General features: G+C 43.1%; 16 protein-coding genes. 5 read left to right on the top strand and 11 right to left on the bottom strand.

What is annotated here, in order from left to right; genetic code table 11:
• Nucleotides 1-241: 241 nt before the first annotated feature.
• Both ACQG22_RS18045 and ACQG22_RS18040 read right to left on the bottom strand, forming a co-directional pair.
• Nucleotides 242-940, bottom strand: coding sequence for a 4'-phosphopantetheinyl transferase family protein (locus ACQG22_RS18045; RefSeq protein WP_369706687.1), 699 nt, complete (start codon nucleotides 938-940; stop codon nucleotides 242-244).
• Between the two features lie 21 nt (nucleotides 941-961).
• On the bottom strand, nucleotides 962-1558 hold the full coding sequence (locus ACQG22_RS18040; protein WP_038420437.1) for a LysE family translocator: 597 nt from the start codon (nucleotides 1556-1558) through the stop codon (nucleotides 962-964).
• A gap of 138 nt (nucleotides 1559-1696) precedes the next feature.
• On the opposite strand from ACQG22_RS18040, the gene ACQG22_RS18035 reads away from it, so the two are divergent.
• Complete coding sequence (locus tag ACQG22_RS18035) at nucleotides 1697-2269, top strand: helix-turn-helix domain-containing protein (RefSeq protein WP_013098365.1); 573 nt, start codon at nucleotides 1697-1699, stop codon at nucleotides 2267-2269.
• A 50-nt stretch (nucleotides 2270-2319) separates the two neighbouring features.
• Here ACQG22_RS18035 and ACQG22_RS18030 read toward each other — a convergent pair whose 3' ends face one another.
• The 9 genes from ACQG22_RS18030 to ACQG22_RS17990 all read right to left on the bottom strand — a co-directional run bounded on the left by ACQG22_RS18030 (nucleotide 2320) and on the right by ACQG22_RS17990 (nucleotide 10760).
• Entirely contained in the window at nucleotides 2320-3036 is a 717-nt protein-coding gene (locus ACQG22_RS18030) for a thioesterase II family protein (protein WP_095428041.1), read from the bottom strand.
• Nucleotides 3029-3946 carry a DMT family transporter gene (locus tag ACQG22_RS18025; RefSeq protein WP_369706688.1) on the bottom strand — a complete coding sequence of 306 codons (918 nt, stop codon included), beginning with the start codon at nucleotides 3944-3946 and terminating at the stop codon, nucleotides 3029-3031. Before ACQG22_RS18025 ends, ACQG22_RS18030 begins: the two co-directional genes overlap by 8 nt.
• Nucleotides 3939-4619: an alanyl-tRNA synthetase gene (locus tag ACQG22_RS18020; RefSeq protein ID WP_013098363.1), complete on the bottom strand. Its 681-nt coding sequence runs from the start codon at nucleotides 4617-4619 to the stop codon at nucleotides 3939-3941. The genes ACQG22_RS18025 and ACQG22_RS18020 overlap by 8 nt, the downstream gene beginning before the upstream one ends.
• Before the next feature lie 16 nt (nucleotides 4620-4635).
• Nucleotides 4636-5577: a chlorinating enzyme gene (locus ACQG22_RS18015; protein ID WP_047351915.1), complete on the bottom strand. Its 942-nt coding sequence runs from the start codon at nucleotides 5575-5577 to the stop codon at nucleotides 4636-4638.
• 25 nt (nucleotides 5578-5602) lie between these two features.
• Complete coding sequence (locus ACQG22_RS18010) at nucleotides 5603-5854, bottom strand: phosphopantetheine-binding protein (protein ID WP_052123646.1); 252 nt, start codon at nucleotides 5852-5854, stop codon at nucleotides 5603-5605.
• Nucleotides 5855-5857: 3 nt separating this feature from the next.
• A complete protein-coding gene (locus ACQG22_RS18005) occupies nucleotides 5858-7390 on the bottom strand; it encodes an amino acid adenylation domain-containing protein (RefSeq protein ID WP_148791306.1) in 1533 nt (510 codons plus the stop codon).
• Between the two features lie 660 nt (nucleotides 7391-8050).
• Entirely contained in the window at nucleotides 8051-8980 is a 930-nt protein-coding gene (locus ACQG22_RS18000; RefSeq protein WP_369706689.1) for a hypothetical protein, read from the bottom strand.
• Between the two features lie 120 nt (nucleotides 8981-9100).
• Complete coding sequence (locus ACQG22_RS17995; RefSeq protein WP_369706690.1) at nucleotides 9101-10126, bottom strand: site-specific integrase; 1026 nt, start codon at nucleotides 10124-10126, stop codon at nucleotides 9101-9103.
• Nucleotide 10127: 1 nt separating this feature from the next.
• Nucleotides 10128-10760, bottom strand: a complete 633-nt coding sequence (locus ACQG22_RS17990; protein WP_369706691.1) for a phage repressor protein CI — start codon at nucleotides 10758-10760, stop codon at nucleotides 10128-10130.
• Between the two features lie 119 nt (nucleotides 10761-10879).
• Here ACQG22_RS17990 and ACQG22_RS17985 point away from each other — a divergent pair, with 119 nt between their 5' ends.
• The 4 genes from ACQG22_RS17985 to ACQG22_RS17970 are packed head-to-tail and all read left to right on the top strand — an operon-like array spanning nucleotide 10880 to nucleotide 12177.
• Nucleotides 10880-11122 (top strand): Rha family transcriptional regulator, encoded by a 243-nt coding sequence (locus tag ACQG22_RS17985; RefSeq protein WP_369706692.1) that lies wholly within the window; start codon nucleotides 10880-10882, stop codon nucleotides 11120-11122.
• 32 nt (nucleotides 11123-11154) lie between these two features.
• Nucleotides 11155-11664, top strand: a complete 510-nt coding sequence (locus ACQG22_RS17980; RefSeq protein ID WP_180836927.1) for a phage regulatory CII family protein — start codon at nucleotides 11155-11157, stop codon at nucleotides 11662-11664.
• Nucleotides 11665-11671: 7 nt separating this feature from the next.
• Entirely contained in the window at nucleotides 11672-11872 is a 201-nt protein-coding gene (locus ACQG22_RS17975; RefSeq protein ID WP_048987517.1) for a phage filamentation protein Fil family protein, read from the top strand.
• Nucleotides 11836-12177 carry a DUF5347 domain-containing protein gene (locus ACQG22_RS17970; protein ID WP_032707289.1) on the top strand — a complete coding sequence of 114 codons (342 nt, stop codon included), beginning with the start codon at nucleotides 11836-11838 and terminating at the stop codon, nucleotides 12175-12177. The genes ACQG22_RS17975 and ACQG22_RS17970 overlap by 37 nt, the downstream gene beginning before the upstream one ends.
• Nucleotides 12178-12240: the final 63 nt, after the last annotated feature.

The raw sequence follows: 12240 nt of genomic DNA, 5'->3' as shown, positions 1-12240 counted from the left end.
GATGCTCACTTGTAGCCGGAAAATTTTACGGGCTCTGCGGGATAAATTACAAGCTCAGAAAAGCCTGCAGGGCTTTAAGGACTTCATCAGTCGACTCTGGTGATCGGAAATGGGTTGAAGTCTTTGTAATTGATGGGGGAGATGATTGATTTTGTTTGAGATTTTTGCTTTTTTTCGAAGGGAAGGGAAGGGAAGGGAAGGCGCAAAGAGCGCGGAGATTGTCTGGAGTCACCGATATCCGTCAATGCAAATGAACCAAGGTCAGAACCCGATTTCCCAGAAAAGTATACCAGCCGTTAAAGCGAAACCCCTCCTCATATTCATGATTAAGCGTAAGTGTCAGGCTAAAAGTAAACTGCTGCAAGTGGGGATCAATCTCGCGCAATTCAATACTGTGAAAGTCCAGATGCTGTTGAAGATCACGTGGGAAAGCCTTATAGGCACTCTCTTTAGCAGAAAAAAGCAATGGCAGGACGTGGTCCGAAAGCAAATCGCGGGAGTTGGCCAATGTGTCAATTTCCCTGGCAGAGGCTATGCGCTGGCTTATCGTATCGAGAGCTATTTTCGGTGAGAGCGATTCAATATCTATTCCGACCCGGCCATGGTGCATTTTGATAACGGCGGCAGAAGCAAAATCGCGATCGTGAGAAATTGCCCCACAAAAGGAAGAAGGCCATGAGGGTGCGCGATCATCTGCCATCAGCGGCGCACATAGCGAGGAATCGAAATGTTGTAGTAACTTTTGAGCGCCAATCCGTCCAGCAAGATATTCAGCCCGGCGTTGATCTGATGCGTTCGCCAACCGGCGCGGGAGCGGTATATCATAAACTCGGAAAGCATCCTCCAGCACACCATCCAGGGAGAAACGCAATACGGTGAAATGGATGTAATCGGGTAAGACTTTCATTAGTCGTTGTGTTTGATACCAGCAAATTTTCATGGTTATCCTTAGGTTTTCGCATCAAACAGCGACGGAATGGTAAACCATAGAAGCAGCGAAACTCGCCATCGCCAGCGACAGACCGCGATAAAAAAACATTGGCCATAATCGTGATTGCAGCTTGCCTTGCCTGGCTATCCCCTTCCCACAGGCAACCCATATAAAAGAAAGAGGCAATAGCGCGACAAAAACACTCAGCATGGCGGCAGTGAAAGACTGAAGCTCTCTGAAAGCAATTGAAGGAATTATATATGTCGCAAATACGAATGATTTAGGGTTAAACAAAGTGGTAATAAATATGGTTTTCATTCCAATTTTTGTCGGTCGAGACTGTAATGAAAACCCCCAGACTTTAACAGCCAGCCAGGCGACATAGAATGCTGATAATAATTTAATAATACCGAGTAAAAACGTGCCATGTTGAGCTAAGACACTCACAATAACTCCCCAAAAGGTGATTGCACAAAAGTATCCCCCCCATTCGGCAATAATCATTTTTATACTTGGCCTGATACCACTGGCGTACCCTGAGAAAAGGAGAAGAGTATTGGTTGGGCCAGGCATTACAAGCAACAACATGCCAGAACCCATAATTTTAATGCAGTCATTCAGTAACATTTCAACCTCTGATACATTAACAAATGAGAAAAATCAGACTGATAGCCCGCGTTTGAATTCATGTGTCACTTTTGAAGATATTTTCTTCCTAAAATGTTAATATGCTACAAATTTTATCCTGACAGTGAAGATTAAAAGATGAGTAATGCACAACAGAGCGATCGCTTAAAAAGAACGTACACCAACATTGGTAATAACGTAAAAAAGTTACGAATAGCTCGAAATCTTTCACTTAATGAACTGGCAAAACTTTCCGGCGTCTCCAAAGCTACGCTGTCCACGCTCGAATCGGGCGGTTCTAATCCTCGCGTTGATACACTGGATTCCATCGCCAGCGCACTAAGACTTACATTAGGCGATTTGCTCGGTAATAATAATGAACGCTATCCCTATATCGAAAAAAATTCTGACTACAAAGGTGATTATTCCCAGGTAATGAAGTTCCGCATCGGCCAGGGCAATATCACAGAAATATGGCATTTACAAATGAAACCAGGTGTGGTAATAAACAGTCCGGCTCATGTTTCAGGGACGCATGAACATATCATCGTTCACCTTGGCACATTACTTCTGAAAATATCTGACAGTGAAAGTATTATTCTTCAACCTGGAGATTTTTATGCCTTCTCAGGTGATGTTAAACATGCCTATATTTGTGCAGATGATGCGGTAAGTGCGACGGTAATAATGTCTTACAGTACACAAGGTTAATTCAGCAGGTTTGCGGCATTACTGTGTTACCCCTCACCTGCCTGCGCTATTTATATATTAAAGACCTTGTTGTTCCGTATAAAATCCATTGTTAGTTCACTAATCTCACGAGCTTGTGTATCTGAAATAAAATGCCCCCCTGAGATCCCCTCCAGCCTGAATGGCTGGAGGGTACATTCTTGCCATCGTTCCGGGGGAAAAAGAAATAAGGGGTCCTCTTTTCCGTAAAATGCTAATACTGGAATATCGTCAAGCGCAGCGCTATCTTCTTCACTGATAGAATTAGCAACCTGCAAATCAGCAGATAGCACCTGCAAAAATTGCTTCAGCAAAACGGGTTCTTTCTGCAGCCAGTCAGGTAATTGCCTGAAATGATTCGCAAAATTAAGTAATGAATGTTTTGCAATTTCACTGGATTCAGTTAAATCAAAAAACTGACGGCAATGGATTGGTTCATTACCAATCACCACGAGCATACTTTTTTGTCGAGCATCATTGAAACGGTATTTTTTTGCCATTACATATGCGACATAGGCGCCGAGACTATGCCCCATAAAAATTATCGGACAATGGCGTGGCAATTGTGGAAAAAAATCCTTAATCACCTTATTGATATCTGTTAGTAACGCTTCCTGACGGCGGCGTCCGCGGCCAGGCATTTCAAACTTACTCACATTGAAGTTTGAAAAATGCTTTTCCAGTACATCAAGAGCGGCAGCGTTCCCTCCGGCATGATGAAACATAGCAATATGTGGCTGCTCATTCATAACGCTTCCCTTCAGCAATGCGCCCCAACAGGGCTGCACATATAATGATCCCGCCCCCTATTGCTTGCAGCACACCAAGGGTTTCGCCCATAATGGTGATGGCAAACATAGCTGCAAAGGCCGGTTCGAGAGACAAGATCAACCCGACGCGCGTCGGACTGGTTATTTTAGCGGCATATAATTGCATCAGGAATGCAAATGCCGTTGCCAGCAGACTCAGAAAGAGAATCAAGCCCCATGTCGAAATAGATATTTCAAGTATATATTGCAACGCAGTGGGTTCGGTCAGCACAATAGTAACCAAGCCGAGGGCCGCGACAACCAGTAATTCAATCAATGTGATATTGATTAGCGAGTAATCCTTACCAGCAGTCTGCCGACCAAACATAAATATCTGAAAACCGCGAATCAATGCAGCCGATAAGATAAGAATATCGCCTTGATTGAACTCAATATTTCCATTGGCCGTAAAGCTCAACATGCCGCCACCTGCAAGGGACATAAAACAGGTGAAATAAATGAATTTGCTTTGTTTTCTCTTGCCGATAAAACGTTCAAAAAAGGGAACTAATACCACCGATAATGCAATCAAGAAACCTGCATTTGCAGCTGAGGTGTGTTTAACACCAAACGTTTCGAATGTTAGGATCGCATAAAGAAGCACACCAAATACGATCCCATTAATCACTTCACCACGAGTGAAGCTGTTTAATCTGACACGAGTGCCAACAAACATGAAGGGAACAGCCAGTGCGAATCTCAGCATTAAAAACAGGGGAACAGTGACCCCTGCCTGGATAATAAGCTGCATCAAGGAATAACTTGCCCCCCATGAGAGGGCAACGGTCAATAATCCCAGATCAATTATCCAAAGTCGGCTGCGTGGAGCCAGAATAGAATAATTAGACATGACATTCCTTTAGCGGGACATGCCCGGCATCATAGCTGATCCGTAGAGTGCCCTTTTTAAACTTTATCGCCTTAATGTTAAATGAGCTAATTTTTGCCAAATCATCAGTGTGTGTCCCGGCACAAGGCATAGCCTCTGATTGGTTAATCTGGCATAGCCGGGTGGTGCCCTCGAACCAACTGCGGATTTCCGCTCCCTTCTGCAGACGCTGGCAAATAATTCGTTCAATTTCAGCCGCCTCCAGGCGATCAGCTGGAATAGCTGAAGCATCAATGGCGCTAAATTCCACACGCGACTCACCGGGGAAATGATGCCCCCGGACAGCCATCCACCCGAACTGGCGCATTTCCCAGTTCAGTAAATGTCCGGCAGTATGCAGTGCTGCATGGTAAGCGCGGGCATCTGCTGATACAACTGATGATACTTTTGTTTCAACCGGCGGCGAAAAAGGAGACTGCGGATAAAGAACCACTAATCCTGATTCCTGTTTTTTTACCACCACCGGTATGTCATTTACCCACCCGAGATCTGCAGGTTGCCCGCCTCCCTGCGGATGAAAAATATTATCCTGCAGGGCAATCCATTGCCCTCCTTCATCAGCACCGGTAGCAATGACATCGCTTAATATATTAAAGCGATAAGTATCCTCCAGATAACACTGATTTTGTTGCATAGCGATAATCCTTATTTTATATGGAAAGGGGAGTAAATGGATTTCCGAGCAAATTATGGGTTGCTATACGATTATTAGTATTACGACTTTGGCCAGCAACAATCACGCAGCCAAATTTATCCAATGGGATATTGCCACCATACTCATGCACATGATCGGTATTGGGATAAATATCAACAAAGCTGGGGGCGTAGCGGGTAGCAAAGCCCATGCGATATATCTTATCAGATATATTAGGATAGGAAGCATGCATTAACGTTGACCAAAAGATGACACATTGACCGGCTTTCATCTCCAACGGGACGGCCTGTTTTTCATCCGGATGCCAGTCAGGATCTATTTGCAGGTCGCGGTAATCATATCCAAAGAATCCACGACTCTTACCCTCCTTTTCAATGTTATTAATAATGTCGCTTTGATATTGCATTGATTTATTTTCATCATAATTCATTTTATGATGGGTGCCTGGCATAATTTCCAGACAACCATTCTCAATGGTTGAATCAGTAAAGGCTGTCCAGACCGTTAAAGTCCCTTTTCCAAACTGATCTTCAGTTTCTCCAGGCCAAAGAATTTGCGGTTTTCCACTGGCGTTAGCAAATGTATCAGCCTGATGCCAGTCAGTACCTTCATCACCGGGGTATTTAGGAAAGAACTCCGTACGCCAGCATAAAACATCATCGCCAAGAATATCAGATACCGGTGCCACAATTTTGGGATTAGTGACATGTTGGCTAAGTTTATTGATATCAAGATGGCGATCGTAATTCGATATATTCGTTGCCGCACCGTACGAGTCTGAAGGGTAAGCAGCATTCGAACGATCTGGTAATTGCCGACGAACGGTACTCCAAATTTCCGCCATTTCTTCCGGAGAATAAATGGTAATTGGGCCGATATAACCATTTTTATGGAAGTTGGCAAGTTCTTCTTCAGACAAATGAATATTATTTGACATGGTAATCTCCAGTGAATGATTGGTTTTATTTAATACTGTAAAATGTTTCGCTAAGCGTGCTGTTATATAGACGTTCCATAGATAGCGTTAGATTGAATTCATTTCGTACTCGTTCATTCAGTGCAATGGCAATCATTGAATGCCCACCAATATCAAGGAAGTTATCTTCCGCGCTGACTGATTTTTCTAAAACATCTTGCAGCCAAACTATATACTGTTGTAATGCAAGTACTTTTACCTGTTCTTTATTGACATCATCTAAATCAACTGCGTTCATAATTTACTCCACAGAAAGTTTCAGGTGTTGTTTATCGATTTTTCCATTAATGGTTTTTGGTATAGCATCAAAACCACGATAGCGAATAGGGCGCATATAAAATGGCAATAACTCCTTTGCCAATTTATGTAACTGTTCAATAACATCTGCTTTATTGTCATTTGATGCAAAACAACAAACCAGATGATGACCAAGTGTTTCTGAATGAGACGTTATGACGGAAATGTCGATAATAGATTCAAGCCTTGCAAGCACAGATTCAATCTCGCCAATTTCGATTCGATAACCATTTATTTTTACCTGTTGATCGCAACGCCCCATATAAACCAACTTCCCTGCGGAATTATATTGAACAAGATCTCCTGTGCAATAATACCGCTTGGTAATATTGTTTTTTTCAGCCAAAATAAATTTACCATTGGTCTCATTATTCTGGTTCAGATAACCCGGCGTGACTTGCGAACCACAGAGAAGCAATTCGCCATAGCCTGAACGCAGATCACTTTCATCAAGGGGCCGAATGATGTAATCGAATCCAGGCAATAATTCACCTATTATAGACTCTGTGTGCTCCAGATCATCATTACTGATAATATGCCAACTTGAATGAACAGTCGTTTCGGTAATGCCGTACATATTAACCAGTAAAGGAGACATCAGCCCAAAATGCTGCTGCCATTGTTTGAGCATCTGAAAATTAAGCCTTTCGCCACCAAAAATAATAAACCGTAAAGCCAATGATCCCTTCGGGAATTGACAGAGCCAAGAGGCATTAACGGAAAAAGCACCAGGAGTTTGATTAAGTAAAGTAATTTTTTGATCGTGAACGAGTTGTGCAAGTTTACTAGGGGTTAAACGTGTTTCATTATCTGGAATAACAAGCTTCCCACCATAAGCTAAAACTGACCACATTTCCCATACTGAAAAATCAAAAGCATAGGAATGAAAAAGCACAGTGGAATCATCTTCGTTAAACTTAAACACAGGTTCCGTTGCACGAAAGAGAGCACGCAAATTAGCATGGGTGATCGGAACACCTTTTGGGTTACCTGTCGTGCCCGAAGTATAAATAATATATGCCAATCCTTCCGGAACGGCCATATTCAGTAATGAATCCGCCATAACAGAGACAGACAACATCTGGTATATGCTTTTTGCCTGAAAGCCGGCAAAGTTTGAATGACCGCTCTCATTGATAATCATGCGAGGCTGAGAATCATTCAATATCAGACTATTACGCGCTACTGGTGCATTACGGTCTATCGGTACATAAGCAGCACCAATGAACTGAATCGCCAGAATAGAGGCGATTAACTCAGCACCTGGTGGCAGCTCTATTGCAACCTTGTCACCTGCGTGAACACCTTCATCCTTCAGTGTCTGAATAATCCTGAGCATCCAGTCTCTGAGCTCGCCATAGCTGATCTCATGATCGAGATCTTTAACCGCAACCCTTTGTGGGAATTTCCAGGATACTGCCCAAAAAAGCTCAATCTGAGTTAGCGCATCATGTGCCTGTGAATCAATGATTCTCATACAATACCCTCCTGTTCGGAATAAAAGTACATTAAGCTAAATAAGTGAACAAATGTTTTTTTATTGTTAATTTTAATATTTTACATAACTCATTGTAAAATATGAATAAATAATTATTAATCCTGTAGCCCTCTCGCGATTATGCAAAGGTGGTGTTCGTTTTAATTTCTTGCCTCAGGCGATTGAACCATTGTTCGCTCGCTTGTAGGTACCTGCATATGAATCATGGCTAAACAAACGTCATGGCGAGATTAAGGCGGGTGGGTGTACTTTGTTCGAGAGGAAAAGGGCTGGTACTAACGAGCCCAGACATGATCTTAATGGTTGAAGACGGTGTAATTGCTGGATGAATTGGTTGAGTTTGTTGGGAATTTTAATTTTTTAGCGTTCTGGCAACGCGGTGCAAAACAAGATACAGAATGCTCAAGATCCATTCAGATATCATGACCATACACGCAACAAAAAAAATCCTGCAACTCGTTAAAGTTGCAGGATTTTTTAAAGTTCATGATACATCACGAATGAATGTTTGGTGGAGCTGGCGGGAGTTGAACCCGCGTCCGAAATTTCTACATACCATTTATATCATGACAAAATCATACATTTATCTTTTAAATCAGTATGTTGATTTTAAGGTGTTTTTATAAATTTCATGCGGTTTTAATGCTTTGCCGCCAATTTGTCGCCATTATAGGTTAGTTCTGGCTCTTTCTTTCCTTTGTTTGTTATGATTAGCTCAAACAGTTTAGGTTCTTTATGTTCCAGAAGTCTTGCTTGTGAAATTATTTGGCCAGATGTAGCATCATCTTTAAATGAAAAGAAATTGTCAGAAATATCGAAAATATCAATTGTAAACTTAAAATAGGCTTCAATTGTCTCGCCAAGTTCATACCCAGATAAGATATTTGTAGATATCTCATATCCTTGAGATGCGAAGGTGGCATGTTCATTCAACTCTGCTGGAGTTAAACAAAGTAATCTGCTAAGTTTTAATAAATGGCCCTCAATTAAAGATAATGATTTCATTTGGCGAATTATAATCTCTCTAATCTCGGATTCATCTAATGGAGAATTTAAAATCTCTAAGCTCTTTACTATTTCAACCCAATGATCGCTGACTTTTTGCATGTATTCTTTATTTGAGTTTTGTGGTCTCCCACTCTCCGGTGTGCTATTTTTGAAAATATATCTATATAAATGTATTGGGTAGTTGATTTTATAGCTGACTTCTTTAATGCCATAATTTCGTTTGCGATTTACAGTTTTACCGGGTAGGTTAGTAAAATAATCGGTCACGAATTTTAAATGGCTATAATGACTATCAGATAGATTTTTTTGTTTTGATTCCTCAATCTGCTTATTTGTTTGAACTGTGCGATGTATGTTTGCCACTACTGCAACAAATGGTATGGACAAGGAAAGTAACGCGATGGGGAGTTTGCTAATGGCAATGAAATTATTAAATCCATCGCTATCGAACTGGGGAGAGTGTCCTAGCCAGGAAAATATACCAAAATATAATGATGAAAACAATGGGATTCTGATCGATTGCTTAAATAGATATTGTCTTGTTAATGGCCTTTCATTCATATCAAAGCATTTTTTTGAAATGCATATATATAATTCGATGCCTAAATACAATAAGTACAGAGAGATAAGGAAGTACGGTATCCATGGGTACTGTTGGGTATAATCATTTAAAAGCACTTTCTATTTTTCTCCATCCAAATTAGCCAGAGGGTTTTTAGTTACCGCATCCTCCAGATGATCTGGAGAAAAGTGCGCATAAATCATTGTCATCTTTATATCGGCATGACCTAAAATTTCTTTAAGCACAAGTATGTTTCCGCCGTTCATCATAAAGTGACTGGCGAATGTATGGCGTAGCACATGCGTGCACTGGCCTTCAGGCAAGTCGATCCCCGCTCTTTTTACTGCACGCTCAAAGGCTTTTCTGCATGGCGTGAATAGCTTCCCTCTGTTTTTGGGGAGTTCGTCATACAGATCCTTTGATATCGGTACGGTTCGGTTTTTCTTGCCTTTAGTTTTGGTATAGGTGATCCGGTATTTAGATAACTGATGGCCCTGCAGGTTTTCGGCTTCACTCCACCGCGCGCCGGTGGCGAGGCATACTTTTGCGATCATCAACAGGCTGGGGCTTTGAGAATCAGCGCAGGCATCAAGCAGGCGTTTGATTTCGTCTTGGGCCAGGAACGCCAGTTTCCCCTCTGCAATTTTGAATGTTGGTAACCCGGCGAGCGGGTTAGGCGCTGACCAGTGGCCCAGCTTTTTCAGGGTGCCAAAAACGGATGATAAGTTACGCTGTTCCAGGTTTACCGTGCGGGGCTTAACTGGCGACATCAGCGCGCCGTCTTCGTTACGTACTTCACCTTTTAATCGTGCTTCGCGATATTTTGTAAAGTCACCGGCGGTTAACTCAGAGGCGACGGGATCGCCCAGGCCATTGCAGATAATATTCAGTTTCGCCATTAGGCGCTTGGGGTCTGCGAGCGTTTGGCCGTAAAGGGAGTGCCACTGCTCAATCAATTCCGACAAACGCCGCCGATCTTCCTTTTCACCCAGCCACGGCTTTTTGTTCACTTCATCCATGGTGAAGTTTTCGAATGCTACAGCCTCCCCCTTTGTCGCAAATTGCTTGCGCACGCGCTTGCCGTTACGCCCGTTCGGGTAACACTCGCACAACCATTTTCCGTTCGGCTGTTTTCTGATGGTCATATCAAAGGCTCTTGATGATTTTCAATGCGCGGCCAACAACCTCAATATCATCCAGGCTGCACTCAAACGAAGAATCATCTTGATGCACAACTAATCTGTTTCCCGGCAGGCGAGTTAGCTTAACAATGCTTTTTATTCCGTCGATATCGACCAACCACATCCCATTCACAGGTGGTGTCTGGTTACGGTCAACTAAATATGAATCGCCTTTGGTATTTACGAGAAGCAGCTCGCTTGAGTCAGGGGGAAGCAGGCTGCTATCAATGATGGCCTTCCCGGCTTCAACTAGCGAACCTCCCATGAGATTAACCTTGTCGATCTCGGGCGATACAAGTTCAGAAAGAGGTTTTACCTTGCCAGAGTTCACGAAATTGATACTTTTTTTATCATCAATTTTTGTTCCGGGTTCACCTTGACCTGTGGTAAGCCAGAGTAAAGAAACGCCCGTTTCAAGAGCACATTGAATCACCCATTCTGCAGGGAAACTGTCTCTTAAGTACCTGTTAGCCATAGTGCTTTTAGATGCACCTAGGTGATCGCATAGCTGCTGTCTGGACTTAAAATCATAGGCAGCCATTAACCTATGGATAGCCTCTCTACCCCCTGTATTCTCGCCAGCTTTCACCTGTATCATTTTTTAATCCTATTGAAGTATCAAATATTGGATCGTAGTATCTCAATTGTTCAAGTATTGAATCGCATAAAACAAGATAAAACGACATAAACCAAACCTTAACTGAGAGATACTGCACTATGAGCACCGATATTTCAATTCGTGTACCAAAAGAGATGGCTACACCTGCAGAGTTCGCGGAATGGGAAGGCGTTTCCCGCGGTTCTGTTTATCAAAAAATTCACCATGGTCAGTTGGCTAAATACATGGTTAAAAAGGATAAAAACAAGGGTCGCGTATGTCTTCGCTACTTGATGTACAAAACCGATCAGGTTCGTGAGTCCCTTGGTCATTCCAACTTCCGCGTCATTGTTGGTCAGTAAGTTCGATTATGAGAACTTTTTGAGGGGCTCACATGTTTGATTATAAGATTTCCAAACATCCACACTTTGATGATGCCTGTCGCGCTTTCGCACTGCGGCACAACATGGCGAAGCTTGCAGATCGAGCAGGCATGAATGTCCAGACACTGCGCAACAAACTGAACCCGGAACAACCGCATCAACTTACCGCGCCGGATATTTGGCTGCTGACGGATATCACAGAGGACTCAACGCTTGTTGATGGGTTCCTGGCTCAAATCCATTGCCTGCCATGTGTGCCGCTGAACGAAGTAGCCAGCGAGAAAATGCCTCATTACGTTTTGAATGCTACAGCAGAGATTGGTCGTGTTGCAGCAAGTGCTGTTTCTGGCGAACACCAGACAACAACCGAACGTCGGCAGGTTATCGAAAGCATCAATTCTGTCACTCGCTTAATGGCACTTACAGCTGTTTCCATGCATGCGCGCCTGCAGTACAACCCGGCAATGGCAAGTGCTGTTGATACAGTGACGGGCCTCAGCGCGTCTTTTGGTCTGATCTGAGGTGCTCATGCTTAATAAAGAACCCTCATTCGCATCGCTTTTGGTTAAACAAAGCCAGGGTATGCACTGCGGCCATGGCTGGATTATCGGGAAAGATGGCAAGCGCTGGCACCCGTCCCGCTCTCAGGAAGAACTACTGGCAGGGCTGACCACTACCAAACAGGTGAAACCATGGCTATTGAAGGTACTTCTGCGACTGTTCCACTAAGCCCGGGTCAACGGCTTGAAGGACTGAACCATATAGCTGAATTAAGGGCGAGTGTGTTTGGTCTGAATATTGAGCCAGAGCTTGAAAGGTTCATTAAAGATATGCGCGACCGTCGCGATATAAACCATAAACAAAATGAGCGCGCACTGGCTGCCATATTCTTTATGGCAAAAATTCCGGCAGAACGTCACGGCGTCAATATTAGTGATCTGACTACTGACGAAAAGCGGGAACTGGTTAAAGCAATGAATCATTTTCGTGCAGTGGTGAGCTTATTTCCCAAACGGCTAACCATGCCGAATTAACCCACAACAGAAATTAATGGCGTAAACCCGCCGGGCATTCTTTTGCCCAAATTCAGGAGAGAG

This window comes from Enterobacter cloacae complex sp. 309I3, assembly GCF_050031595.1.
In the GTDB taxonomy this organism is placed as follows: domain Bacteria; phylum Pseudomonadota; class Gammaproteobacteria; order Enterobacterales; family Enterobacteriaceae; genus Enterobacter; species Enterobacter cloacae.
Note: the sequence above shows the minus strand (reverse complement) of the source record. Positions and strands in the feature narration are given on the sequence as shown.